We start from the raw sequence: 26,750 nt of genomic DNA on the forward strand, positions 1-26,750 counted from the left end.
CAAAGGATAGCGATTATTTTTCACTAGAAAAATTTGCAGTTTTTATCCATTTCCTGCAAACTATTACTAAAGCGAGCAAGAAAGGATGAAGACAACGAATGAAAAAATTAATAGGTACATTATTATTTTCTATTCTGTTTATAGCTAGTGCAGGCAATGTACAAGCTGCTGGCTTTCGAGATGTATCAGAGGATCATTATGCCTATGAAGCTATTTTATGGGCAGAAGAGTATGATATTGTTAATGGCTTTACAGACGGTACATTTAAACCGAATGCTACCATTACTGAACAGCAATTAGCAAAACTATTAGCCAATTTTTATGAGCTTGAAATGCCCATCGACGAATTAAAAAAGCAAACTCCTTCAGCAAACTGGTCGGATGCATTCTATAACCAACTCGCAAGCTATGGGGTGCCTTTAAATGGCTATTTCGACAACCGAATCCGAGCGGCTACGGTGAAGCGTGGTGTAGTGGCACAGGCTATTGCTCATTTAGCTAGCGGTAAGAAGGGATTAGATCAATCTATTCAATTTTTACTTGATACCTATATTTCTTCCGGGTTAAATCCACAGTATGAAGATCGTAATTTACAAAAGTTTTATGGCGTGACGAACAACATGACCCGTGCGCAAGTTGTCACGATGCTCTATCGTATGGACGAACGAAATTATTATGAAATTTCAGCGGATGCACAAGCCATTTATGAGAATGCCAACAACGTATCTTTAAATAATAGGGCAAAAAATGCTCAAAATCAGCTCGACAAATCATTACAGCAGGCTACTCCTAGTAAAAGCGCATGGGAGGGTGTGTATACCTATTACTATAAATGGGGTAAGGGTACAAACGATTTTAACCGCCGTGATGCTATGATCTCCAATGCCACAAACAAAAGCTTTTCAATTGCTTTAACGGCGAATGATGGTACTGCTTCAGGTAGTGTAAATGGAACAGCCACAATCACAAGCAATACGAAAGCACTTATGAATACATCCTCTAATGGCAATCGCTGTGTCGTCGAGTTTGAACGTTTATCCAATAATGCGCTAAAGGTGTCCGAGATTGATTGTCGTGCTGAACGTAATGAAGGCACCAATTTTTCGGGTACCCTCAAGCAGCAATAATTTGTAAAAGAGTCTGATTCATTCAGGCTCTTTTTTCATCCTTAAAAGCTTCATAGCTATGTTTGGCGATGGCAATAAAATCTTCGAGACAGGGATGCATATGCTTATCTTTATGCCATGCAATATCTGTATAAATCGGCGCTAAATCAACTGTGGATGGTACTTCCATTAATTTCCCGCTTTCCAGCTCTTTCTCTACAACCATTTTAGGTAAAAATGTAATTCCTAACCCTGCCATCACACATTGCTTGATCGCTTCAATACTGGCGAATTCAATCATTTGTAAGGGTTTGACACCCTCTTGCTGTAGCTGTGCCTCTAAATGATTACGATAGGAGCACCCTGTTTCTGTTAACAGCATCGTTTCAGTTGATATTTGTTGAGCCGATAGAGGCTGACTAATTTCTTTGGCGGCACTCACAAAAACAAGCTGTTCCTGAATCAATCGCTCTCGCTTGAGCATGGCAGTTTCCTGATAAATGTCCGTTATCAATGCAATATCAAGTTTACCAGCTTGTAATAAATCCTTTGCAATAGCTGTAGTATGAACAGGCTTAAAAATGATTTTCACTTGCGGGTGTGCTTGTTGAAATTGCTGTAAAATACTTGGTAGTCGATAGACACACTGACTTTCTTGAGCCCCAATTTTTAAGACGATTTGTTCGGGCTCAGTGGACATAGCTTTTTTCAAATCACGATCTAGCTCTAGCATTTTTTGGGCATACTGTTGCAGACGTTTCCCCTCTTCTGTCAGGACAATACGTTTTCCTAGACGCTCAAAAAGAATTACACCCAATTCTTGTTCTAATGTTTTAATTTGGGCAGTGATACTCGATTGAGCGTAATCAAGAAGCTGTGCCGTCTGTGTAAAGCTTAACGTTTCAGCTGCCGTTAAAAACGTCTGAAGCTGTTTCATATCCATTCACTCAAACCCCTTTGATTCAATTTTTTCGATATATTTTATCGAAACATTCATCTTTATCGATAGTAAAATTCAGTTTACACTAGTTAGTAGCTGAAAGAAAGAGGAGGATGCCAAATGAACATTACCGCATTCATTGGTAGTTCAAGAGAGCAAAGTAATAGTGAACAATTAACAGATATCGTGTTACAAGGTGTACCGCACGAAAAATTATATATCAAGGATTTACACATTGAACCCATTCATGATTTACGTCACGATGAAAATGGTTTTCAGGTGGTGGCGGATGATTATGATCAAGTTATTCAAGCCATCTTGACAAGCGATGTCGTTGTATTTGCTACACCTATTTATTGGTACAGTATGTCGGGCATTATGAAAAATATGGTGGACCGATTCAGCCAAGCGATTCGAGATGAACGCTATCCAGAGTTGAAGGAAAAGCTAAAAACGACGCAAGCCATTGTGCTGGCTGTAGGTGGGGATGACCCCCATGTAAAAGGCTTACCTATGATTCAGCAATTCCAATATATCTTTGACTTTTTAAATATGCCATTTAGTTCTTATATTATCGGTGAAGGGAATAAGCCTGGTGATATCACAAATGATGAGCGAGCACTAGCACAAGCAGCTATTTTAAATAAAGAACTAAAAGCACACACCAAATAATGAGCATAAGAAAACGACCTAAAAGCCTCTCTGAGCTAGTAGGTCGTTTTTGGTCTATGCTTCTACCGAGATATGCTGGAAGGTTGTCACATCAAATAACCCTGTATCTGTTAGCTTTAAAGTAGGAATAACTGGTAATGCCACAAAAGAAAACGTTAGAAGAAAATGGAAATCTAATGTTGGGTTGAGTGTCTGTAATGCACTGTGCAAGCCTGCTAGCTGCTCCTTTGCTTGCTGAGCGGGTACATCTGTCATCAAGCCGCCAATGGTTAATGGCATTTCGGCTAGAATTTGGCCATCCGCTACAATCACAAAGCCTCCTTGAATTTCCTGAATGCGTGTAAGCGCCAGGACCATATCCTCATCATTTGTTCCTACGACAAGGGCATTATGTGAATCATGTGCTACTGTTGTAGCTACTGCCCCTTTCTGTAAGCCAAAGCCTTTGACAATTCCCAGACCTGTCGTGTGTAACTGATGATGACGTTCGATTACGGCTAGTTTCAGTAAATCTTGTTCTACGGATGGTATAAAGACACCATCCTTTACAGGTACATCTATTACTAAATGATTCGTAATCAGCTGATTTGGTACAATTTCCATCACATTTGCCTTGGTACCCTTTGTGAATGCCAGTTGTAGCCTCTCCTTTGTAATGGTTGGTAAATGGACAGATTGATGGATATGAGATGGAACAACTGGCTCTAGACGATTTGTCAGCATTTCACCATTTTCAGCCACTTTCAGACCATTTTTCCATACGGCCTTTGCCTGCATCGTCGACAAATCCTCTATTAACACAAAATCTGCCTTATAGCCTGGTGCAAGTACACCTCGATCCAATAAACGATAGCATTCTGCTGTGTTCACAGTTGCTAACTGGATGGCCTGTAATGGTGGCATCCCTTCAGCTATTGCCATGGCAACATCAAAATTGATACTGCCTTCATCAATTAACTCATCCACATATTTATCATCCGTACAAAAACCAAAGCGACGAGCATTATGTGGCTGAACAGCTGGTAATAAATCACGTAAATTTTTAGCAGCTGAGCCTTCTCGAATCAGCACATACATCCCTTGCTCTACACGATCAATGGCTTCCTCAGCTGTTACACATTCATGATCTGTGTGAATACCTGCGGCCCGATAGCCTGTAATTTGTTCGCTCTGTAAGCCCGCACAATGCCCGTCGATTACTAAATTTGTTTCCTGTGATAATAAAATTTTCTGAAGCATGTCCTCTTGCCCATTCAACACCGCTGGGAAATCCATCACTTCAGCTAATCCACGAACTTGTTCATTTTGTAGAAACGGCGCCAAATCCTTAGCCGTTAGTGTAGCACCAGCATTTTCAAACTGTGTACCTGGCACACTTGATGGTAGCATCACAAAAATATCCATATCCGCCTTCTGTGCATCATCGAGCATAAATTGAATACCTTCCGCTCCTGCGACATTGGCAATTTCATGAGGATCTGTCATCACCGTTGTAATACCATGAGGAAGTAAGACCCGACTAAATTCCCCAGGTGTTAGCATGGAAGATTCAATATGTATATGACCATCAATTAACCCAGGAATGACATAGCTTCCTGAAGCATCCTCTTCCTGCTTAGCCTGAAACTTATTCGTGCGATCTAGAGCCACAATCATACCATTCTTCACGACAATATCTGCTTTTTTCCACGTTAACGAAAAAACATCGGCAATTTGTGCATTTCTCAGAATGAAATCTGCCTCTAATTTTCCTTGAGATGATAAGATATTTTGTGTTAACTGCTGTAATTTTATCGACATAACCTATACTCCTTTTTCTTTTAAGAACTATCATGCCAAAAAGATGCTAATCATTGCAACTATTTATCGTTACATCAGTAAAAAACGACCATTGCTCAATGGTCGTTCGAAAATTCTAGCTCTTTAGGTGGTTGCCCTTTTTTATTCATCAAGCGCATACGGATAGGCTCAATTTTTAATGTCACCATTTCATCCTGATTGCCAATAAAGATACTCGTAAAAAATTCTGCTAGTTTATTTTTTATTCCTTCTTCATGTACTTCCGTAAGCTTGCCTTCTATTTCCACATACGTATCACCAAAGCCACCATTTTCGTAGCCATATAAAATATGGGTATATGGGTTTTTGCGTAGCTCTTCCATTTTTTCTGAATGTTTATTTGTTACTGTATACAACACAAAATCTTCATGCTGGAACGTCATGTACCGTGAGTACGGTTTGCCATTTTCTACAGTCGCCATTGTTCCAATCTTTTCTCGATTTAACACTTCTAAAATTTCATCACGTACAGAAGTCATAGTATCCCATCCTTTCATCTACATATCTATTTTGCCCTCTCCTAAGAAAGCTAAACCGTCTTTTTTTGAAAAATGTGAAATGACAATCTTCGGGCATATTGAAAATCTATTGTTATAATAACTGGATGGACAACAGGAATTTTCGAATGAATGAGGGTTAAAAATGAAACAAGCTTTTTTTACGCGCTGTTTGTTTTTCATAACAGGCATTATCGTGCTTTCTTTTGGTATCACATTAACAATTAAAGGCCAACTTTTTGGTGTGGGCTCATGGGATGTACTACATATTGGCTTAACAAAAACATTGGGCTTATCAATCGGTTCATGGTCCATTATTTTGGGACTTGCTATTTTAGCGTTTGATATGCTGATTACAAAAAAGTTCCCTTTACCCGGAACGTTTATTGATATGTTTTTGGCGGGCATTTTTATTGATATTTTCAACTACTGGCTACCTGATATTGATGGTTTTTGGATGCAACTTATTTCTTACCTTACAGGGCTAGTTTTATTAGGCTGGGGCTGTGGGATGTACATGGTGGCGAATTTAGGTATTGGACCACGTGATACGCTCATGCTAATGATGGTTCATAAGCTTGGCTGGAGTGTGACTCGCTCTCGTACAACAATGGAAGTATCGGTTGCGATCATTGGCTTTTTACTTGGCGGCCCTATTGGTATCGGTACGGTATTCATGGCCTTTGGGCTAGGACCAATTGTACAATTTGCCTTATCTTATAACGAAAAATTATTTATGCGATGGACAGGCGTGAAAAGCGCTGTTGTCTAAACTTTAATGACAATGCATTTTTTGCATTGTCTTTTTTTACAGTTGAAATATACAGTTCAACTATATATAATCAAACTATATAGTCCAACTGTATATTTGAGGTGAAAATGTGAAAAAACATAAATTATTACCTTTATCCGAAACCATGCATTATATTCTACTCGCCTTACGTGAACCGCTACATGGCTATGCCATGATGCAAAAAATCGAGGAAATGAGCGCAGGTAGTGTAAGGATTGCTGCCGGCACTATGTATGGAGCCATTGAAAATTTATTAAAATATCATTGGATCACGCCTGTTGAAACCCAGGATATAAGACGCAAGGTTTATCAAACCACAGAAGTGGGTCTCGAAATATTAGCGGCAGAGCAACAAAGATTGCAGCGCATTTTATCTTTATACGAGGGAGCTGGCGAACATGATAAAATTTAAAGTTTTTTTTGATATCGAAAAGGAAGAGCGCTGGTTAAATGAAATGTTAGCCAAGGGTTGGATATGCTCTAACATAAACTCAGCAGGTATTTATACATTTCAGCCTACTGAAGATCTTGAACAAGTTATTCGAATTGATTGTCAGCAGGATCTTCGCAAAGAAAAGCAAGCTACCTATAAGCAATTACATGAGGATTTTGGCTGGCGTATAGTAAAAGAAAAATCATATGATGGCACCTATTATTGGACAAAAGGTAAAGATGGTAATGATGAATTATTTTCAGATAATGATTCCCACATTGCGAAATATAAACGTTTAATGAAACATGCAAGCAATTGGGCAATACTCTCACTTATCTTCTTAATGATTTTTTATGGCAACGATGACGTCGCTCCCTTTTTCAGTATAAAAAGTGCATATTATACCCCAGGTTTATGGGATAAAGAAGGTTCTGCTTTCCTTTTTGCTTTTTTATTTGAAACACCCTTTGCCATCATGCGCTTTATTCCACCATGGCTATTTTTAGCAACTTGTAGTATTTACATCACACTGTATTATCGTTATCGTAAATCCATACAGCAATTTTTATAGCAAATAACAAAGAGCCTCTTACGTAGTGTAAGGAGGCTCCTCTTTCCTTTATGCTTCTGGTTCAGCAGTATTTTGTCCTGTTGCTTCAATCACTTCAGGCGTATCGTCCACTGTATCATCTTCCTGAACGTTTTCAGCAGGTGGTGGTGTAATCGTCACAAGGGTGTAGTCATCCTCTTGTAAAATTTCAAACGAGAACTGTTGACGAATATCTCCGACGTATAGAGAAGTGCCAATCGCAACATTCGTGACATCTATTTCAATGGTTTCAGGAATGTCAGTTGGCTTCACTTTAATACGCACTTCACGATTAGGCTGGAGCAGGAATCCGCCATCAGCAACTCCAACTGCATCACCAATTACAGTCACTGGAATATCCACTTCTAGCTCCTCTGACATATTGATGGACTTAAAATCAACATGTTTAACATTCCCTTTTAGAGCACAACGTTGCACCTCTGTTAAAACAGCATTGATGCGTTTTCCTTCAACCTCTAGTTGAAAAACACTTTTCGTGCCCTGTGTAGCTAACATTTTAGCAAAGGCTCTAGCATCTAACATAATCGCCGTTGATTCCATTTGAAAGCCGTAAACCACACCAGGAATGCCCCCATTTTGTCGAAGCTGTGTTAAAGAAGATTGACGTCCCTTTTGACGTTTACTGGCAGTTAAAACCATATTCATCGAATATTTCCCCTTTCATGGAAACTAGTCTCATAAAAGGTTTTGCCTTTTCTGTTGTATTTTATACCTATAAAGCACGCGATTATTTTGTCAGCATGGTAGTGCTAATTTGCCTATCAGGATTACGGTTAAGCAATACGACCCAGAGTGCGATAGTCGCTAATACCGTGCAAACCATAAACATCATCATATAAGATGTAAATTGCACAACAAAGCCCATCAAAAAGCCACCTAAACCAAAGCCTAAATCATAGGTAGCTAAAAATAATCCTAGCAAAACATTTCTCGATTCTTTTGGTACAACAAACGACATATAAGTAGTAATTGTCGGATATAGCATCGCTGATGCAAGGCCATTGAAAACAGCAGAAATATAGACAAAAGAGCCTATTTCAGGTAATACAGCAAGCAACGTTGTGCCCAACATGGAACTGAAAAGCACACATGCCATAAATTTCGGATGCCATTGTCCATCTGAAGGAATAGAGCGCCGCAATAAAAAGCGACTACCGACTACTACCAATGCCTGTAACGTTAAATAAATTGCTGGATTACCTACTCCCTCGGTCAGCATAAACAATGGTAAAAAGGTAGTGATGGCGCCAAAAATAGCAGCACCAAGAACCATAACGATTGCTGATACGGCTAGCCCTTTGTGTTGCTTTGCCCCCTTCATGGCGGCTATCAGCTCTCTTATTGTCACCACATCTGTGTCTTCCTTTGCTTTTGGTAAAGGGGAGCCAATAAAAAATAGTAGTGGTAGAAGTGCCAACATAACTACAAAGATCAATAAATCCTGTTTATCAAATTGCGTCCACAAGAGTAGGGCTACTGCAGGTCCATATAAACCAGGCACAACACTGGATAAGGAATACATGGACATGCCTTGCCCCCGCTCATGATCCTGCAAGACATCTGTAATGCCTAACTGCATCGCCATGGAAAAAAAAGCAGTGATGATACCCTGGAGGGCTCGTACTAAAAAGACACTATCAATACCAAATACTACATAGATAAGGAGTGCGAGTGCATGCCCTATTAACAGCCATTGCATAATGGTATACGGACTATGCTTGGCGACCATTTGGCCAGCAAAAGGTCTTAATAGCATACAAACAAGCATATACATGGCCATCATGACACCAATTTCGCCCTCCAAGTACCCTCCATCCGCTGCCTCCAGTGGAAAAATAATTGTCAACACGGCATTGGCGGTAAAAAAAATAACCGCAAGCCCGTATAATTGCATCATGCGAAGGGATAAAGGCTGAAGTTTCATGATACTTGCTCCCCTCTCGATTCCCCTTGCAATAAAGAAAATTCTTTACAATCAATAGGTAATCTAGAGGCTAAGAGGCGTTGGCTTGTTGAGTGGGTCATAAATGGAATTTGAGACACATCGTGAAGATATTCCACCACTTCACCATGCTCTACAACAGCTACTTCGTCTGCAAACAAACTGACTGCATGTAAATCGTGGGTGATAAATAAGTAACTGAACCCTCTTTCCTGTTGCATTTGTTTCAGTAGTTTTAGGATACTGATTTGTACCAATATATCTAAGCTATTAATGGATTCATCTAAAATGATGAGCTTAGGGTCAGTAGCTATGGCTCGTGCTATGGTCACCCGCTGTAACTGACCACCACTTAATTGATGAGGGTATTTTTGAGCATCCCGCTCGGATAGACCTACCCGTACTAAAAGCTCCACTATTTTTTCTAGCTGCTGTTGTTTCGTCAACTGTAAATGACATTTCATTGGTTCCGCAATAATGTCTTGAATCTTCATTTTCGGATTAACAGCGCTGTGACAATCTTGAAAAACGATTTGAATATTTTTTTGTAATTGCTTCTTCTCTTCTTTACATGTCGTTGCTAGATTTATATGATCGAATTCAATGGTTCCACTATCTGGCTTTTCCAAACCTATTATCAGCTTTCCTAGTGTGGTTTTGCCACTACCGCTCTCTCCGACAATGGCTAAGCAAACTCCTTGCTTCAAGGTGAAAGACATATTTTTCACAGCCTCTATCGTTTCATGTTCCCCAAACCATCTCTTTTTTCGATAGGTTTTAGATACTTGTTGGATTTCTAACATCGGCTTACCTCCTGTCTTACCCAATAATTCGTGTCTAGTTCATATAAGATTCCGTTTGTATCACCTGACCAACTATCCACCAGTTGTTCGAGCTGATCATCATTCCTTTTCGTTGCGACTAATGCCCTTGAATAAGAATGAACAGGGTTTTGTAATAGACGTTCGGCTGGGCCGTATTCCATGATTATCCCTCTTCGCATAACCACAATTTGCTCTGCCATTCGAGCGATGACGCCAAGATCATGTGACACAATCAGCATCGTTGTCTGATATTGTTGCTGACAATGAGACAATTCCTCTAAAATTTTGAGCTGTGTCATCGTATCAAGGGCTGTCGTTGGCTCATCTGCAAGTAAAAGTTTCGGGCGAAGACTCATGGCAAGGGCAATCATGACACGTTGAAGCATGCCCCCACTTAATTCGTGAGGATATTTTTTTAACAGTGTTGAATCGGTCAATTGAAAATACGCCAGTTGCTCAGTTGCTATGTGCAATGCTTGTTTTTTACTGAGTGAACGGTGTGCTTGTAATGTTTCAATCATATGCTCTCCTATTGTTATAATAGGATTAAACATCGCCATAGGATTCTGCAAGATACATGCCACGTCATTGCCGCGAAGACCTCGCAACTGCTGTTCATCCATTTTTATTAAGGAACGCCCTTCCAATAAAATGTCCCCCTCATAGTGTCGGGACTCTCGAAACAGTTGTAAGATGGCATAGCACAGCATCGTTTTACCGCTACCGCTTTCTCCGACAATGCCAAGCGTTGTACCAGTTGGAATATGGAAATCAACTTGCTGCACAACCGTTTTCGGTCCATGCGCTGTTTGAAGCGTAATGGATAAATCCTTTATCTCTAACATAGCGTCACCTCTTCTCCTTACATTTTGGCATCCATTGCCGTACGAAGTGCATCCCCAAACCAATTAAAAATAAGAACGGTTAATGAGATCATGATGCCTGGTATAAACATAAGCAGTGGCTCACTCATTAAATAGGTTTTACTATCATTAATCATCATGCCCCATTCTGCCATTGGTGCCGTTACACCTAACCCTAAAAACGACAGCTCCGAAATTAAAAGTATTGTTGAGCCAAGCCCGATTAGTTTCAACAATACTATTTGTGGAAAGACAAACGGCAATATATGCCTCATAATAATGGATCGTTTCGGTACACCTGTCACTCGTGCATACTGTACATAAGTGCTTTCTTTTAAAGAACGCACCATATTGCGAATAATACGCGCAAAACCTACCCACGACACGAAAATGATTGCCAAAAACATATTTTTAATGCCACCACCTAGCGCACCCACAATGACCAGGGCAAAAATAAAATCAGGAATGGATAGAAGAACATCACAAATACGCATCAAGACTAAATCAACCAGCCCACCCATGTATCCTGCCAAACACCCTACGATGATGCTAATGATGAATGTAATGAACAGTACGCCAGAGGCTAGCAGCAGAGAGGTGCGTGTACCATATAATAAACGTGATAGCACACATCGCCCCAGATGATCAGTCCCTAAAGGGTAGTGCATAGAAAAACCTTGTAATTTATTGGCTATATCCGTTGTATAAGGATCATGAGGCGCTAACCAAGGAGCAAATAGAGCCATCACCACCAGCACAAGTACGAGTAAACTACTGATGATGAGTGGTAGATTCTTTTTCATTAAAGAGCTCCTCCTTTCAGCCTGACACGTGGATCAACAACAGCACAAAGTATATCTGCTATAAAATTGATGGTGATATACAATCCCCCAATGATGACGATAAAAGCTTGCAGTACAGCGTAGTCCCTTGCCAACATGGCCTCTACAATAAAATGGCCCACGCCTGAAATGGCAAAAACATTCTCAATAATCGCGGCACCACCCAGTAAACCACCACAGGTCATCGCAAGGGATGTGATAAGTTGTGGTAAAATGCCTTTGAAAATATGTTTACGCAAAATAACCGTTTCTTTTACACCTCTTGCACGGGCAAATAGAACATGCGGTTTCTTCATTTCTTCTCTCATGCTTGAACGAATTAACCGAATGTAATAAGGTATAAATCCTAAAGCTAGCGTTATTGAGGGTAAAATGACATGAGCAAAACTCCCCCACCCCATGAGAGGTAGTACGCCCCATTTCAAAGCCACCGTGTAAATGAAGAGAAAGGCCAGCCAAAAACTGGGCATGGAGGCGATTGTAAAGATTGTGGTACGTGTAAACCAATCCAGCCATCCACCGTTTTTTCCTGCAGACCAAATGCCAATGACAAAGCTAGTCACAATGATTATGATCAATGCTGTTGCCGCTAATAGTATTGTCGTCTCAAAGCGTTGAAACAGTTCTGTTGCCACTGCCTTTTTCGATACAAAGGATGTTCCAAAATCCAAATGCAGTGCATGGCTGAGCCAATTAAAATATTGTGTCCACACTGGTTGATCAAGACCCATTTCTTGACGCATACTTGTCATGGCTTCTTCAGTAGCTGGAATTTGATTGATTGTAAAATAAGCTTCAACAGGATCAACAGGAATGAAACGAATTAACCCAAAGGCAATGATGGTTATACCAAGCAACGCTAAAAACATACTCGCTAGCCGTTTAACAAAAAATGGCACCATTTTAACTATTTCACCTCATATTGATTGAGTGGCACTTCAAATTGCTGCATAGAAAACGATAAATTGGCTAGACGTTGATTGGCCACCAAATAATTTGTCCGATAAGATAATGGCATGAAAATCGCCTCTTCATGAATCGTTTGTAAAATGGCTTCATACAAGCTACGTCTCTCTGATTCATCCGTTGAGCGAATCACTTTAGCAATATTCGCTGCTAATGGTTCTGCTTGTGCTATGCCTTTTAACGCATAATAGCCAATTTGCTTTTCCCCCGTCATCATTCGCAAATACATATGTGGATCATAGGGTGCTCCCCATGTATCATTCATAATGACATTGAACTCACCTGTTTTACTTCGCGTTCGGAAAAGTTGATCTTCTTCTCCTATCAGTTTGACCTCTACACCCAATTCCCGCCATGCGCTCTGTAAATATTCAAAAATAGATTTATGCACTTGGTCATTACTGTTATAGGGAATCGTTATGGTCAATGTTTGACCGTTTTTAGAACGGAACGGTGCCCCTTTTTCAAAGTGCCAGCCTGCTTTATCCAATAGTTGCTGCGCCTTTTCTAAATCATAGCTGTAAGAATCAAATTGAATATCACTATATGGAAACCCTGGAGCAAATAATGATTGGGCCTCTTGCTCAATGCCATTTAACACATGTTCAATAATTGTTTGTCGATCAAAAGCATACTGCAGCGCAAGTCTGACATCTTTATCTTGGGTCACACCATAGTCTGAGTTGAAAGATAGTATTCTAGTAGAGGAAGGTTCAGAAATCATCGTTTGGTAATGTGGATTTTTCTCTAAAGCTTGGAATTCCTCAGGTGCTAATTGACCACTCCCGAAAATCAAATCAATATCCCCTTTTTCAAGTGCCATCATCCGTGCTTGTGAATCAGGAATGATTTTGACGATCACTTTTTCTAACTTAGGTTTCTCTCCCCAATAATGCTCATTGCGTGTAAACTCAGCAAAATTGTCTTGCTGGTAAGCAGTTAAAATCCAAGGACCTGTTCCAACGGCTTTTTCAATGCCATCTTTGGTTGACCCGCTTGCTGGGAAGCCACTATCCCCTAACATACGTAATGGACGAATCAACGTTAACTCCTGTAAAAATGGATAATAAGGCTCTTTTAAATGAATCTGTAATTTCAGCTCATCTAAAACTTCTACCCGATCAATGACTGCCACCACTTCTAGCCAACTATGCGGTGCAATATTCTCCACTACGGCTTCGATATTACGTTTAACATTGTCTGCTGTAAGCTTAGAACCGTCTGAATACAACACATTATCTCGTAATGTAAATAGGTAGCGCTTACCATCTTCGGACATTTCCCATGCTGTTGCTAATCCTGGCTCTATTTGTCCGTCATTTCCATAGCGTACAAGCGGATCGTATAACATTGCCTGGGCAAACATTTCATTTGGGGCATACAAGTGTGGATTCACTTCTCCAATATCCTTTGGCCAAGACATTGTTAAAACATGCTCTTGTTCACCTTTTGCCTTTTCTTTTTTCGTCTTGTCATCAGATTGTCCGCAAGCCACAAGCACACTTACAATGAATAGGACTAGTATACTCATTATTTTTTTCAATTCACTTTCCCCTTTATACAAATCGTAATGATTACTATTATCATTCAAAATCGAATTTTAAATGATTCAGGACTTTTTGTAAAGTAGATATCCAAAATTAAATTTTACTAGCGGCAAAAACATAAAAAAACACCTCCTCTGCTCATGGAACAAAGGAAGTGCCTTATTTCTTAATAGAGTGCTATTTTAGTATGCAATAGCTCATGTAGTTCATGTAATTTTTTAATTTCATAATGCGGTTCAATACCACTCGTATTTTCAGTATTACGGATGTTAAACCAGCATGTATCGATACCTGACAGCAATCCGCCTTTTATGTCTGATGTCAAAGAATCGCCGATAATAAGCGTCTTTGCTTTATCAAAATGCTCAATGCGTTCAAATACATAATCAAAAAAGGCAGGCATTGGTTTTTGATAGCCCGTTTGCTCGGAGATAAAGATGCCTTTAAAATATTGCGCTAAATCAGCATCCACTAGTCGTTTATTCTGTGTCAGCGTTACGCCATTTGATACGACATACAAATGATAGTGATTAGCTAGTTGAGCGATAACTTCATAAGCCCCCTCTACATAATGATGTGCTTCCTGTAAGTATTTTTGGAATAAAGATTCAAAATAGACGCCATCGACCTCCATCCCAAATTCTTTTAAAGCAACCGCAAATCTTGTATTATGTAGTGTATTTTTTGTCACTTCCCCACGCTCAAATGCTCGCCACATCGATTCATTAATTTCTTTGTAGCGCGCAATCATCTTGGGTGTAGTTGCTATCTTTTCCTCTTTAAACATGCGGTCAAGTGCTGCATTTTCAGCTAAATCAAAATCTAGCAATGTATCATCTACGTCAAACAATAATATCTCATATTTCGTCATGTTCATTCCCACTTTCTTCGATGCATTGTGACTATTTACTCTATATCATGATAACGTGTTTTATAAAAAATAACAGTAAAATGTCCTATGACAGAATATTAGGACATGTATGCGCTTTATATACATGCTTATCAGTCTATTGAAACAGAGGAACTTTTTCCTATATTGGGTAAAAAAATATTCGTCTAGACCTAAAATAGCCCATTCTGCAATTTCATATTTGAAAATATTGATGAATATGAGACAATAGAATGCTAGAAAGGAAGATGTACGAAAGATGACAACCCTACAAAAAATAACGCCTGTCTTTGATCCATGGGAAGCTTATTTAGATGTGGAACAGCATGGACATATGACGCTCTCTAATATTGAATTTACAACAACAACACTTTGTAATATGCGCTGCGCACACTGTGCAGTAGGCTATACATTACAAAATAAAGACCCTGAGGCATTACCAATTGAAATAATTCTAAAACGCTTAGATGAAATACCCCATTTAAAAACACTCAGCATTACTGGTGGGGAACCGATGATGAGTAAAAAGTCTGTCCAGAATTATGTGCTCCCGCTTTTAAAATATGCGCACGAACGTGGTGTACGAACACAAATGAACTCCAACTTAACATTGGAGCCAGCACGTTATTTACTGATTGCACCTTATTTAGATGTCCTTCATATTTCCCATAACTGGGGAACGATAGATGAGTTTGTGGAAACGGGCTTTGCAATGATGGAGCGCAAACCAACATACGACCAGCGTGCAGCTTTATTCCAACGTATGATTGATAACTCAAAAATGCTAGCTGAACATGGCGTAATGGTATCAGCAGAAACAATGTTAAACAAAAAAACTTTACCATACTTAGAACATATTCATAACCAAATCATCCATGAAATGAAATGTGCACGTCATGAGGTGCATCCAATGTACCCATTGTAATATATTTCGTGACTTAAAACAATATAAGAAAACGACTCATCCCATTAAGGATAAAGCCGTTTTAACTAGTTTATGTATGTTTAATTTCCCACATGTATAATATATAGTACCGTCTTCCATTTTAACTTCTTTCATAATCTCGTTTCTTCTATGTGCTTCTTTTCTTAATATATCAAATACTTTTTCATTCAATAAGCATCAACCATCCTTTCTTTCATAATTAATAAACTCAAATTTCAACCCATTCTCTTCATATTCTTCCCTGTGTACTTCTTTAAATTGCTGTTTTACTTGCTCGTATGGAAAATGTCGATCTCCTACTTTATCATCGTGTATGTAAGTAATAAAAACTTTATCACTGTGTGGTAATGCTTGTTTAAACAACTCTTGTCCACCACAAATCCATAAATCCTTATCTTGACTTCCGCTATGTAAATAATGATTCAGTACTTTATCAAATGATGATTCTACAATTACACCTTTTGGTACTATTAGTTTCTTATCTGACGTTAAAACTACATTAATCCTTTTTGACAATGGTTTATCTAATTCTAAAAATGTATTCTTCCCCATTAGACAAATATTTGGATGACCATTATTACTCTGTGTTAATTGCTTGAATCGTTCTAAATCTTTCTTAATTCTGTACTGTAATTTTCCTTTCACTCCTATAGAGTGTGTTTCATTAATTGCTGCAATGATATTAATCGACATTTATTCCTCCTGCTTAAAATTGACTACTATATACTTAAATTGTAAAATATAGTTGTGGCTAAACCGCATCTTCCTTAAGACTAATGAAGTCACTTCCATAGTTCTTTATTTAAGTGAGTGCTTAATTTGCATTCACTCTTTTTTATTTAAAAAGCCTGTGGTGCTTTAATAGTTGGATGTGGATTGTAATTTAACAATTCGATATCATCAAAATCAATCTCTCCAATATCTCTAAATTGTTTAACACGTTCACTCAATTTTAATGTAGGTAATTCTTTAGGTTCACGTTCAGTTTGTTCTTTCAATGCATCTAAATGAGTAGAGTAGATGTGGGTGTCTCCCAATTGACCAATTAATTTTCCAACTTTTAAACCTATCATTTCAGAGATGATATGAGTAATTAATGAATAACTAGCAACATTAAAGCTCCAACCATGAAAAACATCTGAACTTCTCATTTGGAATAAACAATCAAGATATCCATCTCTTATGTAGAATTGGAACGCATCATGACATGGTGGTAATGTTTGAGTATGAGCAACAGATGGGTTAGCTGAATACACCTTTAATCTACGACTATCTGGATTAACTTTAATTTCATTAATAACATTCATTAATTGATCAATTCCATCGTTATTAAAATCACGCCAAATACTACCGTAAATTTTCCCTAAATCATAACCGTTTACTTTTGCATCTTCACGAAATTCATCTAATGTAAAGGTAGGAGTGTGAGAATGCTCATTCATTTCTTTTAAATATTTCTTATACGCATCACGAGTCCAAATATCTACATTCTGATCAAGTAAAAATTTCAAATCTGTAATGCCTTTTAAGAACATAATTGTCTCAGCTACTACACCTTTCCAATATACTCGTTTAGTTGTTAATAGTGGGAAGCCATCCTGTAAATCAATTTCAAATTGATTACCAAATGAACTAACTGTTCCTGTACCAGTTCTATCTCCTTTAATTACACCTTCTTCTAACACTTTAAATACTAAATCCTTATATACTAAATCAACATGTTTACCCAATGACATTCTCCTTTGTGTAAAAGTAATGAGAGCAGAAATTAATCCACCCTCATATAAAATTATGTATTTATTTATTAATCCCTTCAATTTCAATCCCTAACTCATGAAGTGTAAATAGCATACCTGCCAAAACACCATCACTTTCTGGAGTATGTAATTTTAGATTTTCCTTGTAAGCTTCCAACAATATCTCTTCCCTTGTTAATTCAACTTCATAACCAACATATAGTGCAATAGCAAGTTGTTCAATTGAAATGTTATTCAAGGGTGACAAATCGTCTAACCAACAATCATCTTTGTTTAATTGATTTTGAATATGTTCAAGTAAAAGCAATTCCTTGCCAAACAGTTTACTCGCAGTTTCTATTGCTTGTGATTCTAACTTTGTTACTGTTAACTTTTTAGATTTAGTAGCTTCAGTTGCTCTTTCATTATTCTTTTTTTCTATCCTAAAATTCAATTCCTCTAAAACTTGTTTATATTTGTCTACGATATAGATAGATGGGTCTACGTTCTTATTTTTATATGATTTAACTTGCATATTTACCTCCATAACTATTTATTAAATAATTTCTTGAACTTTTTCTTAACCTTATCCTTTAAACTTTTAGGTGTGTCTTTTACTAATTCAGTTTCAATAACTTCAACATCCTGTGTATCATTATTTACAACTTTTGTGGCACTCTCTGTTTCTAATTTAACTTCTTCTTTGCTGATTAAAACACTATCTGATAATTCATGAGGTGCTTCTGTAGGTTTATTAAATTGCACAAACTTATTGTTGAATCGTTCATTTCCTACATCATAATAATCTTCATATGATACAACTCCATTACCGTTATATTGTGGTACAAACGATACTCCTGTTTGCTTTGCTTCTAACTTACGTTCTTTACGTGATTTCATAACATCATTCTCCTTTATATGCATTTACATTTATTAATTTACTAATTCAATTGCATGTAAATCTTGTTCAAAAATAATTCCACCTGAATGACTTCCATCTTTCCTAGTTTCTAAAATTACACTTATTGAACCTGCATTTACACTATACACCTCATACTTCTCTTTTAGTGGTGAATTAAGAAATAATAAAGCTTTTGTTCCCAATGCCTTAAAATCGTTTACTTTAATAAAACTTCCTACTTCAATATCTTGTATCTTTAACAAGCGATCACTCCTACTTATAATATTTTAATTTTACGTAATTATTATATTTATATTATGTATTATGCTAATTGTTTTTGTTCTTCTATGTATTTATCATAATCTTCTTTGTACATCCATATATATCCTCCAGATGTTTTTCGGTGTCCTTTGCAAACTTTACTAACTGCGCTGGCATCTATTTTAATAAATTCAGATGCATTACTTATGGAACTCCATTGCTTTATTTTATTATAGTTCAAATCTAGTTGAATTATTTTTCTTTTTAAAAAGCAATTTTTCTCGCCTTTCATGGATCTTTCTTTTTTTGTGAGTCTTAAATTAAACCCTTTATCTATGTATTTAGTGATAGATGTAGTTGATAACCCGATATTATTTGAAATTTTCAAAATTGAAGTTCCATTATTCCATAAATCTAGAATTTCAAATAATATTGACTTAGATGACTTCTTAGCAAGCTCCTCCCACTGTAAATCATTTAATTCTAAAATATGAGTTAATTCACTATTTAAAATACTATTCCTAATGTAATCTAACGTGTTTTTACTACAATTTAATTCAATATAATTATGTATACCTTGTTTAAACGCCATTTCTTTTTTTATTTTATCGTTCTTTATTTCTTCTTCAAAAGTTCTACCTCCAACGCTTTCAAAGCTATCACCGTAATGTTGTGACCCATGCACTTCAATTATAGTATTGTGTTTAGGGATATAAAAATCATACCTCTTATTGTCGCTCCAAATAAAAGACTTTTCTTTGATAAAACCAACTTTCAATTCTTTTAAGATATTGTACATCATTTTTTCTGCAAAACTCATCTTATCTGAACAACTTGGACAAGACAATCCATTTCTATTAATATTCACAATTACTTTATTTTCAATAAATGTTTTACAATCAGGACACTTCCAATTCACGTTTTTTGTACTGTTTTGCGTGTACCTATACCCATCTTCAGGATTTGCAAGTAAGGAAGCAAGTTCTGGATTAGTAGTCCACATATCATTGTAACCTTTTAAGATTTTATGATTACCATGACAATATGGACATCCATGACCTTTGCTTCTGGTATTTATGGCTGAATCCCACTCATGCCCACATTTGCCTAGCCACCAAACTTTTATTGCTTTACTACACGAAACATCATAAGGAGTCAGATTACCGTTTTTAGTTGGATGCCATTCTTTCGCTAGTTCTGGATTGAGTAAGGCTAATGAGTTTATAGACTTTGGTATTCTTCCTATGCAATAAGGACAGCTTGTACCATCATTCTTACTTCTATTAGCTATACTTGCTTCCCACTTGTGATTTTTATTAGATATACATATCCATCGAGCTTTAATCTTCATGCCCTTAGTAACCTTGTAAACATCTAATCCAAGCTCATTATTCTTTTCAAAGTCCCATTCAACCCATAATTTTGGGTTCACTTTCAGCATTGCATTAGGTTTCAATTCATTTACTCTATTTAGGTCTAACTCTTCACCAGTTTGAATATTTATATATGTATTCTTACACACTTATTTATCCTCCTCGTCAGGAGGGTAGCTACCACTTTACTGTACAGTTCCTATTTTTTATGTATTAATTAACTTTATCTTCTTGAACAACATTAACTCCAACTTTTACCCATTTACCATCTTCAGAAATCTTCACATACCGTAATTCTGAACCTCTACTAAATCCTAAACGCTCTAAAAACAGCTCTTTATGCATCTGCGATTCTTTATTTTTAACATTACTCATACACAAAATCTCCTTTTGTTAATTATTAACCTTATGTATTATTTATATTAAACGTATTTCTACGTGAATTTTAATCTACTAAGTACTTCAATGCGTGATTACTCGCTTTTTGCTGTAACTTAACCTGATTCTCAATAATTTTTTCAATATCTTTCATTGCAATATTTCTAGCAGCATTAACATCGGCGTTAACTTTATGATTGCAAGTTTGACAATGGAATGTATCTTGAGTAGGTCTCCATTTAGGTTTACTATTTTTCTTTTCTTCTTTCGTTCGATTGTCGAAATGGATAATTCCACATTTATTACATCTACTAGATGTGTATTTGGGATTAACTACTACAACCTCAATACCAACTTCTTCAGCTTTATATGTAATGTATTGTTGCAATTGATAATAAGTCCACGTCTTTAAGAATGTGTTTTCCTCTGAAATACCAGTTAAATCTTCCATTTGAATTGTACCACAACCTAGGCGTACTGCTTCATCTATAATAAACCTTGACCAATTATGATTCTTAGTTTGTTTGAAGTTAGCTATTTTACCACTAATCTTATCTACTGCTTTAGTACGACATTTAATACCATGTCCAACAGAACCTTTTCCAGCCCATTTGCGTGATTCTTGAATACGTTTTTTACGAGCAATAACTTGATTCTCGAAGTCTCTAATTTCCTTACCGTCACCTACAAATTTACGATAATAGCTATCATCAGATACTCCCAGAGTGGCAGGTACTGCTACGCCTACATCAATTCCTAGTATTTTATTTTTATCTAAGCTATTAATTTTATTAGGTTTAAAGCTGTGACCTAATGAGAGAACCCACTTTCTCTTTTGTTTATCATAAATAATCTTCGATGCACTTAATTCATACTCACCACTCATGATCTTTTCAATCGTAGCAAATTCAGTGTTCTTTTTATTTCCTAGTTTAAATGTTAACCAGCTAGGGATTTTAGGAATATCGAAATCTATAAAAGTCATATCCTTATTTTTTTTAATCCAGTCGTCTTTAATTTCTTCGTACTTTTCTTTTGCGAATTCTTGTAAATCTTTAACTGCTTCTTCACTAAAAAGATGAATCTTAATGTAGTATTCATTATTAATCTTGCTAATCAATGGCTTTCTACGTCCATTTAATTTAACTTTACCATCTGACATTTCCTCCATTTTAATATCTAAAGGAATATGCTTTCCGTGATATTGAACTTCTCGTTCCCCTCTTAATACATCTTTCCAATGATTATTTGTTGAATTTATTTCATTAAAAATAAGTAACGCTTTGTTCATCCCAGTTAAATATAAGGCTTCATTCTTAGATTTGTAATGTTCCCCAATTAAATTGCTAATGTCTGCTTGCAATTGAACTACTTTCTTTTCACGAGGGAACTCTCGTTTAATACTTTCAAACTCTAATCCAAATTTTTCTTTATAGAATTCATGGTATCTACTTCTGTAATTTAAAGAATAAGTATGATAATCCCAAGTTTTAAGAATAGTGAAATTAGCAATATCTCGAGTTTGATGTAATACTTTAAACATACCATGATAAATTGTTTTACTCATAATCTCTTGTAATACCTTATTGTTCGATTGGATTTCAACTGGTGCGAATAATCTAGTTTTAATTGTACGTGTTGTTAAGCCTTCTGCTGATTTATTTCTTTTTGATGGTTTATTTTTAATTTCTGACATTTTAACTACCTACCTTTTAGTTTTTATTTGGTGCGAATAAGACAGAATTTTTATGTTAGCTTATGATTCACACTTCTAAATTTTATAATTATTCAACCTCTTACATACTCATATGAATTGTTACGGGTGGTCAAGAAGTTGATGAATTAATTACCCGTCTTCTCTCTATTTACATACTCATATGAATTGTTACAGATTTTACGACTCAAAACGAATTGGATTATCTCTCTCTATTTACATACTCATATGAATTGTTACTGCGAAAATTATGTATATCTAATCATTTTTTCTGTATATGTAAATTTATCGAGTGTCAAAGGTAGATTTAAAATTAGTTTTCTATGTATTTGTTGACCAAGACTTCTCGATATAGCGCAGGAGAGTCTGCACAAGTAGTTTTTGATTATAACTCTTGCTTATTAATTGATCCTTTAAGCATCACACCTTTCAAATTATTTTGTTGTTCGTACTATGTAGGTTGTTACATTTTTAGGTGTACTTAATGGGAAAAACAGATTCTTCCTTCTCACACGTACTATGTAGGTTGTTACAGCGAATTTTTCGTATGAGATTACCGAGTGTAGAATCGTTATTTTCTGACATTTATATGTATTTACTGATTTAATATGTATCCGATTCACTTCTCGCCATTATTCGCTTAATGGACTGGTATCACGCAGGGAAGTCTGCGTTATCAATAGAGTAAATATTAATTTCTATTGACGTTAGTTAGGTGTTTGCGGTAAGGAGATATATTACACGTTAACCTTACCGCAAATTTTATGTATTTATTAATTTAAGAATACCATATTGCAATCACATTGCAAGCATTTTTATGTATTTTTTAATTTAATTTTTAAATAATATCCATGATTTATTTAAAGTTAATTATACAAATTTGTTATTTATAGCCTCATTCTGTCAGTTACATCAATTTATTGTTATAAAATTATAGTGCATCTACGACAAACTTAGACCAACTTTCCAATCTCTCATAATTTTCTTTTAATTCATTAATCGAGTACCATTTACCCTCTAATTGATCAGTTTCTGCAACTTCTACTTTAGCATCTTCTGATAACTCAATAGTAGCAAGTAGTCCAATGTGAACTCGACCAACCTCATTTTTATCATCATTAATTAATCCAACAACTTTTATTTCTAATTTCTCTGAATCAATCTCTAATTCTTCGTTAAGCTCTCGATTTAAATTTTCCAGTAGAAGTTCATTAAAATTGTCTAATCCCTCAATTACATTCATATGACCGCCTACACCTAATGAAATACTACCGTGTAAACGTGTCTCTCCACCTCCAGATAAACGAGTATAACCAAAGTAACTATCACCTTTTTTGATTACTGCATATGGAATTGGTTGTTTGTATGTAACATCTTCTTCAGCATCTCCACGACGCATTGTACTAATATTGCTACTTAGATTATTTACAATCGAGTTAACTGTTTCAGGATTATCTTTAGCATTTAATACTCCTTGAAATAATAACTCTTCAGTAGTAAATAATTGTTTACGTTCAGTAACTAGAATGATTTCATCCATCTTGTTAAATGTCTTTGTCATAATTATATATTTCCCCTTTTATTTCTGTGATTTATTTGCTTATGTAATATTTATTAAACTACGCTTCACAACTACTACATAGCTTATCTTTACTGAATTGTTGAGCAGCATTTGTACTATGTTGGTAATAAAGAGTCTTAATCTCATTTTTCCATGCAAAGATATATAAATCATTAATTTCCTTTGCTGACATTTTAGGATTAACCATAATATTTAATGATTGTCCTTGGTCAATAAATTTTTGACGCATTGCAGCTTGTTCTAATACTACATATTGGTCAATCTCGGCGAAAGTCTTAAACACTTCTTTCTCATGATCAGATAAGAATTCTAGATGCTGAACAGAACCATCATTACTACGAATACTATTCCAAGTTTCTTTATTATCTTTTCCATAAGATTCTAAAACCTTTTTGAGATATGGATTACGAATAGTTACTTTTGCTTTAGCAACATCTTTAACGTATACATTACTGAATCGAGGTTCGATTGATTGAGAAACTTGACCCAGAATGAATGCTGAAGAAGTTGTTGGCGCTGTAGCTAAACGGGTAGTGTTACGTCTACCATAACCTTTTAATAATTCTGGTTCTCCAAACATTTCGGCTAATTCTTTTGAAGCTTTTAATGATCTTTTATCAATTAATTTAGCAATACGAACATTCAGCGTAGAAGCTTCTACACTTTCAAAAGGAATCATTTTAGATTGTAAAAGCGAATGCCATCCTAATACACCTAAACCTAATGCTCTGTGATTTTTAGCGAAATTATAAGCCCGTTCCATATATTTGAAAGCATCTCGTTTTTCTTGTTCATCGGAATCTCTCATAGCTTCCAAGTCACTAACGAATTCAGAAATAACAGCGTCTAAGAAATAAATCATAGTTTCTACTGCATCAGTATCCTTCCACTCATCAAAATGTAATAAGTTCATAGAAGATAAACAACATACAAATGACTCTTTGTCGTTGTTTGGTAATTTTACTTCTGTACATAAATTACTTTGATTAATTATCATACCCTTATCTTTATATACATCTACAGTATTATTATTAACTGTGTCAGTAAAGAATATATAAGGATATCCAATTTCTACACGACTCTGAATAACTTTAGCCCAAATAGAACGCTTTTGATTATCCCCTGCAATCATCTCTTTCATCCATTTATCCGTAACAGTTACTCCATGAGTCATTTTTTGAATAGGATTACCTTCACTCCCTATTTGTAAAAATTCTTCAATATCAGGATGTTCAATAGGCAAGTATGGAGAAAATGCACCTCTCCTCATGCTACCTTGTGATGCAACATCAATAAGAGTTTCAAACATTTTCATAAAATGAACTGCTCCTGAAGATTTACCATTATCTTTTATTTCTGCTCCACGATGACGTAAGTTTCCAAAGTAACCAGAAGTTCCTCCACCAAACTTACTCATCATACCAACTTCACCATGAGTATATAAAATATTAGCCATGTTATCATCAATATTACTCCCAAAGCAACTAATACTTAATCCTTTATTATTACCGAAATTAGACCAAACTGGAGAAGATAATGAATAGTAGCCTTTACTTAAATATGTATAAAACTTATCAGAGAATCCTTCAATTCTTAAAATTTTCTCAGCATGGTCAGATATTTCTTTTAATCGATGTTCAGCACTAACTCCTTCTTTTAAATATCCACCTTTTAAAAAGTTTCTACTATTTTCGTTTAACCATTCAAATGCCATAAGTTTATTAGACTCCCTTTTAATAATAAAATTTGGCAGTTTTATAACATACCAAGGTTCTATTATTAATTAAAACAAATCATTTGCTCCGATGCTTTTAGTTCTCTTAGTATAATTAACTGAACGTTTATCAAAGAAATCTACATGTTTCGTACTTTCTAATTCATCTGTAAACCAATCTGTCTGATCTACTAATTCTTCATTGATTTCAAAAATAGGTTCAAATCCAGTACTCTTTAATGAATTATTCAATCTATTTTTAATAAACTCTATAACTACTGCTTTAGGTAAGAAATCTAAATCTCCATCTTCATATATCCAATCCACTACAGACACTTCTGATTCAAACGTATTCTTACAAGCTTCATAAACTTTATTACTCAATTCTTCATCGAACCATTCAGGATTTTCATTTCTAATAATACCAACTAATTCAATACCGAACATTCCGTGTAATTGTTCTTCTTTAGATGTAGCTTCAATAGCATTAGACATACCTTTAAATAGATTCTTATACTTATTGAACGACATGATAATTAAGAACTGAGAGAATAGGGATACGTGTTCAATAAATAACGAAAATAGAATAAGTGATAATGTAAAATCTTTATTACTCTCAGTTTTAAGATATTTCACAGCACTCGTTAAACTATTAACTCTCTTAGATAGAGCAGGGATTTCTTGAATTTTTTCAAACTCATCATTCAACCCTAAAACTTCTAATAGGTGAGAATATGCATCACTATGTCGTACTTCTGACTCTCCAAAAGTAGCACCTACTGCTCCTACTTCAGGTTTAGGCATACGATTATGCAAATCTCCCCAAAAGTTTTTAACTGCAACTTCTACCTGTGAAATAGCTAACATTGCATTCTTAATCGCATTACGTTCTTTGTCACTAATATTAACCTTATAGTCATGAATATCCGAAGTGTAATTAAACTCAGTATGCAGCCAGTATGAATGTTGGATCGCCTCTTTATATTCATTTAAGTGCGGATATTCATAAGGTTTTAAATTTATTCGACTCTTAAAAATATCAGGTTTTCGTTCTTGTGAGCGTTTTTCCCGATAAAGGATATACGCCTTAGCTGTTGCTTTATACTTAGAATTAAGAAGAACCATTTCTACAATATCTTGAACATATTCAACGGACAGTTCATTTTCTCCATCATTTGATTTACTCAATGCTTCTAATACATCTTGAGCAAGCACCTCTGACTCTTCACTGTCAAACTCTCCTGTTTCCTTCCCTGCTTTGCTAATAGCATTAGTAACCTTCTCTAGTTTAAATTCTACTACGGAGTTATCTCTCTTCTTAATTGTTTTTGTTAATGTCAAATTATTTCCTCCTTGTTTATGTATCTGACTGATTCACTTTA

General features: G+C 35.9%; 27 protein-coding genes and 1 pseudogene. 6 read left to right on the forward strand and 22 right to left on the reverse strand.

Annotated features, from left to right (window positions below; all coding sequences use genetic code 11):
* Positions 1-98: 98 nt before the first annotated feature.
* Positions 99-1,127 carry an S-layer homology domain-containing protein gene (locus MHB40_RS14215; protein ID WP_205444060.1) on the forward strand — a complete coding sequence of 343 codons (1,029 nt, stop codon included), beginning with the start codon at positions 99-101 and terminating at the stop codon, positions 1,125-1,127.
* Positions 1,128-1,149: 22 nt separating this feature from the next.
* Here MHB40_RS14215 and MHB40_RS14220 read toward each other — a convergent pair whose 3' ends face one another.
* Positions 1,150-2,049, reverse strand: a complete 900-nt coding sequence (locus MHB40_RS14220; protein ID WP_342532593.1) for a LysR family transcriptional regulator — start codon at positions 2,047-2,049, stop codon at positions 1,150-1,152.
* 117 nt (positions 2,050-2,166) lie between these two features.
* On the opposite strand from MHB40_RS14220, the gene MHB40_RS14225 reads away from it, so the two are divergent.
* Complete coding sequence (locus MHB40_RS14225) at positions 2,167-2,718, forward strand: flavodoxin family protein (RefSeq protein WP_342440798.1); 552 nt, start codon at positions 2,167-2,169, stop codon at positions 2,716-2,718.
* 54 nt (positions 2,719-2,772) lie between these two features.
* Here MHB40_RS14225 and ade read toward each other — a convergent pair whose 3' ends face one another.
* Together ade and MHB40_RS14235 are read right to left on the reverse strand one after the other, a co-directional pair.
* Positions 2,773-4,518, reverse strand: a complete 1,746-nt coding sequence (gene ade, locus MHB40_RS14230) for an adenine deaminase (RefSeq protein WP_342532596.1) — start codon at positions 4,516-4,518, stop codon at positions 2,773-2,775.
* A gap of 95 nt (positions 4,519-4,613) precedes the next feature.
* On the reverse strand, positions 4,614-5,036 hold the full coding sequence (locus tag MHB40_RS14235; RefSeq protein ID WP_048392416.1) for a pyridoxamine 5'-phosphate oxidase family protein: 423 nt from the start codon (positions 5,034-5,036) through the stop codon (positions 4,614-4,616).
* A 163-nt stretch (positions 5,037-5,199) separates the two neighbouring features.
* On the opposite strand from MHB40_RS14235, the gene MHB40_RS14240 reads away from it, so the two are divergent.
* The 3 genes from MHB40_RS14240 (at position 5,200) to MHB40_RS14250 (ending at position 6,851) form a co-directional block, all read left to right on the forward strand.
* Positions 5,200-5,826 (forward strand): YitT family protein, encoded by a 627-nt coding sequence (locus MHB40_RS14240; RefSeq protein ID WP_342440800.1) that lies wholly within the window; start codon positions 5,200-5,202, stop codon positions 5,824-5,826.
* Positions 5,827-5,971: 145 nt separating this feature from the next.
* Positions 5,972-6,259 (forward strand): PadR family transcriptional regulator, encoded by a 288-nt coding sequence (locus tag MHB40_RS14245; RefSeq protein ID WP_342534784.1) that lies wholly within the window; start codon positions 5,972-5,974, stop codon positions 6,257-6,259.
* A complete protein-coding gene (locus MHB40_RS14250) occupies positions 6,246-6,851 on the forward strand; it encodes a DUF2812 domain-containing protein (protein WP_342532599.1) in 606 nt (201 codons plus the stop codon). The genes MHB40_RS14245 and MHB40_RS14250 overlap by 14 nt, the downstream gene beginning before the upstream one ends.
* Positions 6,852-6,899: 48 nt before the next feature.
* Here MHB40_RS14250 and MHB40_RS14255 read toward each other — a convergent pair whose 3' ends face one another.
* The 8 genes from MHB40_RS14255 to MHB40_RS14290 all read right to left on the reverse strand — a co-directional run bounded on the left by MHB40_RS14255 (position 6,900) and on the right by MHB40_RS14290 (position 14,745).
* Positions 6,900-7,535: a 50S ribosomal protein L25/general stress protein Ctc gene (locus MHB40_RS14255; RefSeq protein ID WP_342532600.1), complete on the reverse strand. Its 636-nt coding sequence runs from the start codon at positions 7,533-7,535 to the stop codon at positions 6,900-6,902.
* An 82-nt stretch (positions 7,536-7,617) separates the two neighbouring features.
* Positions 7,618-8,814, reverse strand: a complete 1,197-nt coding sequence (locus MHB40_RS14260; protein ID WP_342532601.1) for an MFS transporter — start codon at positions 8,812-8,814, stop codon at positions 7,618-7,620.
* A complete protein-coding gene (locus MHB40_RS14265; RefSeq protein WP_342532603.1) occupies positions 8,811-9,635 on the reverse strand; it encodes a dipeptide/oligopeptide/nickel ABC transporter ATP-binding protein in 825 nt (274 codons plus the stop codon). The genes MHB40_RS14260 and MHB40_RS14265 overlap by 4 nt, the downstream gene beginning before the upstream one ends.
* Positions 9,629-10,501: an ABC transporter ATP-binding protein gene (locus MHB40_RS14270; RefSeq protein ID WP_342532604.1), complete on the reverse strand. Its 873-nt coding sequence runs from the start codon at positions 10,499-10,501 to the stop codon at positions 9,629-9,631. The genes MHB40_RS14265 and MHB40_RS14270 overlap by 7 nt, the downstream gene beginning before the upstream one ends.
* A gap of 17 nt (positions 10,502-10,518) precedes the next feature.
* Positions 10,519-11,322 carry an ABC transporter permease subunit gene (locus tag MHB40_RS14275; protein WP_342532605.1) on the reverse strand — a complete coding sequence of 268 codons (804 nt, stop codon included), beginning with the start codon at positions 11,320-11,322 and terminating at the stop codon, positions 10,519-10,521.
* Positions 11,322-12,263, reverse strand: a complete 942-nt coding sequence (locus MHB40_RS14280; protein WP_342532606.1) for an ABC transporter permease — start codon at positions 12,261-12,263, stop codon at positions 11,322-11,324. Before MHB40_RS14280 ends, MHB40_RS14275 begins: the two co-directional genes overlap by 1 nt.
* Positions 12,264-12,268: 5 nt before the next feature.
* Positions 12,269-13,870: a nickel ABC transporter substrate-binding protein gene (gene nikA / locus MHB40_RS14285; protein WP_342532607.1), complete on the reverse strand. Its 1,602-nt coding sequence runs from the start codon at positions 13,868-13,870 to the stop codon at positions 12,269-12,271.
* A gap of 170 nt (positions 13,871-14,040) precedes the next feature.
* On the reverse strand, positions 14,041-14,745 hold the full coding sequence (locus tag MHB40_RS14290) for a YjjG family noncanonical pyrimidine nucleotidase (protein ID WP_342532609.1): 705 nt from the start codon (positions 14,743-14,745) through the stop codon (positions 14,041-14,043).
* Positions 14,746-15,022: 277 nt separating this feature from the next.
* On the opposite strand from MHB40_RS14290, the pseudogene yfkAB reads away from it, so the two are divergent.
* Positions 15,023-15,685: pseudogene (yfkAB, locus tag MHB40_RS14295) on the forward strand (radical SAM/CxCxxxxC motif protein YfkAB); the annotation flags it as partial.
* Positions 15,686-15,886: 201 nt separating this feature from the next.
* Here yfkAB and MHB40_RS14300 read toward each other — a convergent pair.
* The 11 genes from MHB40_RS14300 to MHB40_RS14350 form a co-directional block, all read right to left on the reverse strand.
* Positions 15,887-16,402, reverse strand: a complete 516-nt coding sequence (locus MHB40_RS14300) for a dihydrofolate reductase (protein ID WP_342532610.1) — start codon at positions 16,400-16,402, stop codon at positions 15,887-15,889.
* 146 nt (positions 16,403-16,548) lie between these two features.
* Complete coding sequence (gene thyA / locus MHB40_RS14305; RefSeq protein WP_342532611.1) at positions 16,549-17,445, reverse strand: thymidylate synthase; 897 nt, start codon at positions 17,443-17,445, stop codon at positions 16,549-16,551.
* 61 nt (positions 17,446-17,506) lie between these two features.
* A complete protein-coding gene (locus MHB40_RS14310; RefSeq protein ID WP_342532613.1) occupies positions 17,507-17,980 on the reverse strand; it encodes a hypothetical protein in 474 nt (157 codons plus the stop codon).
* A 14-nt stretch (positions 17,981-17,994) separates the two neighbouring features.
* The gene (locus MHB40_RS14315; RefSeq protein ID WP_342532614.1) at positions 17,995-18,345 is read right to left on the reverse strand and encodes a hypothetical protein; all 351 of its coding nucleotides are present in this window, start codon (positions 18,343-18,345) and stop codon (positions 17,995-17,997) included.
* A 33-nt stretch (positions 18,346-18,378) separates the two neighbouring features.
* On the reverse strand, positions 18,379-18,609 hold the full coding sequence (locus MHB40_RS14320; protein WP_342532615.1) for a hypothetical protein: 231 nt from the start codon (positions 18,607-18,609) through the stop codon (positions 18,379-18,381).
* A gap of 59 nt (positions 18,610-18,668) precedes the next feature.
* Entirely contained in the window at positions 18,669-20,129 is a 1,461-nt protein-coding gene (locus MHB40_RS14325; RefSeq protein WP_342532617.1) for a zinc-ribbon domain-containing protein, read from the reverse strand.
* Between the two features lie 64 nt (positions 20,130-20,193).
* Positions 20,194-20,355 (reverse strand): hypothetical protein, encoded by a 162-nt coding sequence (locus MHB40_RS14330; RefSeq protein ID WP_342532618.1) that lies wholly within the window; start codon positions 20,353-20,355, stop codon positions 20,194-20,196.
* Between the two features lie 70 nt (positions 20,356-20,425).
* A complete protein-coding gene (locus tag MHB40_RS14335; RefSeq protein ID WP_342532619.1) occupies positions 20,426-22,054 on the reverse strand; it encodes a transposase in 1,629 nt (542 codons plus the stop codon).
* A 949-nt stretch (positions 22,055-23,003) separates the two neighbouring features.
* Positions 23,004-23,633 (reverse strand): hypothetical protein, encoded by a 630-nt coding sequence (locus MHB40_RS14340; RefSeq protein WP_342532621.1) that lies wholly within the window; start codon positions 23,631-23,633, stop codon positions 23,004-23,006.
* Between the two features lie 58 nt (positions 23,634-23,691).
* Complete coding sequence (locus MHB40_RS14345; protein WP_342532622.1) at positions 23,692-25,368, reverse strand: ribonucleoside-diphosphate reductase subunit alpha; 1,677 nt, start codon at positions 25,366-25,368, stop codon at positions 23,692-23,694.
* 69 nt (positions 25,369-25,437) lie between these two features.
* On the reverse strand, positions 25,438-26,709 hold the full coding sequence (locus tag MHB40_RS14350; protein WP_342532623.1) for a ribonucleotide-diphosphate reductase subunit beta: 1,272 nt from the start codon (positions 26,707-26,709) through the stop codon (positions 25,438-25,440).
* Between the last annotated feature and the right edge of the window lie 41 nt (positions 26,710-26,750).

Origin of the sequence: Lysinibacillus sp. FSL K6-0057 (genome assembly GCF_038630885.1) — a bacterium.
GTDB lineage: Bacteria > Bacillota > Bacilli > Bacillales_A > Planococcaceae > Lysinibacillus > Lysinibacillus fusiformis_F.

Bases quoted from the DNA above. Each gene is read 5' to 3' on its own strand.
- MHB40_RS14225 (WP_342440798.1), top strand. From the start codon at position 2,167: ATGAACATTACCGCATTCATTGGTAGTTCAAGAGAGCAAAGTAATAGT.
- MHB40_RS14235 (WP_048392416.1), bottom strand. From the start codon at position 5,036: ATGACTTCTGTACGTGATGAAATTTTAGAAGTGTTAAATCGAGAAAAG.
- MHB40_RS14290 (WP_342532609.1), bottom strand. From the start codon at position 14,745: ATGACGAAATATGAGATATTATTGTTTGACGTAGATGATACATTGCTA.
- MHB40_RS14250 (WP_342532599.1), top strand. From the start codon at position 6,246: ATGATAAAATTTAAAGTTTTTTTTGATATCGAAAAGGAAGAGCGCTGG.
- MHB40_RS14260 (WP_342532601.1), bottom strand. From the start codon at position 8,814: ATGAAACTTCAGCCTTTATCCCTTCGCATGATGCAATTATACGGGCTT.
- MHB40_RS14330 (WP_342532618.1), bottom strand. From the start codon at position 20,355: ATGAGTAATGTTAAAAATAAAGAATCGCAGATGCATAAAGAGCTGTTT.
- MHB40_RS14340 (WP_342532621.1), bottom strand. From the start codon at position 23,633: ATGACAAAGACATTTAACAAGATGGATGAAATCATTCTAGTTACTGAA.
- MHB40_RS14215 (WP_205444060.1), top strand. From the start codon at position 99: ATGAAAAAATTAATAGGTACATTATTATTTTCTATTCTGTTTATAGCT.
- MHB40_RS14240 (WP_342440800.1), top strand. From the start codon at position 5,200: ATGAAACAAGCTTTTTTTACGCGCTGTTTGTTTTTCATAACAGGCATT.
- MHB40_RS14300 (WP_342532610.1), bottom strand. From the start codon at position 16,402: ATGTCGATTAATATCATTGCAGCAATTAATGAAACACACTCTATAGGA.
- MHB40_RS14345 (WP_342532622.1), bottom strand. From the start codon at position 25,368: ATGGCATTTGAATGGTTAAACGAAAATAGTAGAAACTTTTTAAAAGGT.
- MHB40_RS14275 (WP_342532605.1), bottom strand. From the start codon at position 11,322: ATGAAAAAGAATCTACCACTCATCATCAGTAGTTTACTCGTACTTGTG.
- MHB40_RS14280 (WP_342532606.1), bottom strand. From the start codon at position 12,263: ATGGTGCCATTTTTTGTTAAACGGCTAGCGAGTATGTTTTTAGCGTTG.
- MHB40_RS14220 (WP_342532593.1), bottom strand. From the start codon at position 2,049: ATGGATATGAAACAGCTTCAGACGTTTTTAACGGCAGCTGAAACGTTA.
- MHB40_RS14265 (WP_342532603.1), bottom strand. From the start codon at position 9,635: ATGTTAGAAATCCAACAAGTATCTAAAACCTATCGAAAAAAGAGATGG.
- thyA (WP_342532611.1), bottom strand. From the start codon at position 17,445: ATGTCATTGGGTAAACATGTTGATTTAGTATATAAGGATTTAGTATTT.
- MHB40_RS14255 (WP_342532600.1), bottom strand. From the start codon at position 7,535: ATGAATATGGTTTTAACTGCCAGTAAACGTCAAAAGGGACGTCAATCT.
- MHB40_RS14270 (WP_342532604.1), bottom strand. From the start codon at position 10,501: ATGTTAGAGATAAAGGATTTATCCATTACGCTTCAAACAGCGCATGGA.
- MHB40_RS14335 (WP_342532619.1), bottom strand. From the start codon at position 22,054: ATGTCAGAAATTAAAAATAAACCATCAAAAAGAAATAAATCAGCAGAA.
- MHB40_RS14310 (WP_342532613.1), bottom strand. From the start codon at position 17,980: ATGCAAGTTAAATCATATAAAAATAAGAACGTAGACCCATCTATCTAT.
- MHB40_RS14245 (WP_342534784.1), top strand. From the start codon at position 5,972: ATGCATTATATTCTACTCGCCTTACGTGAACCGCTACATGGCTATGCC.
- ade (WP_342532596.1), bottom strand. From the start codon at position 4,518: ATGTCGATAAAATTACAGCAGTTAACACAAAATATCTTATCATCTCAA.
- MHB40_RS14315 (WP_342532614.1), bottom strand. From the start codon at position 18,345: ATGAAATCACGTAAAGAACGTAAGTTAGAAGCAAAGCAAACAGGAGTA.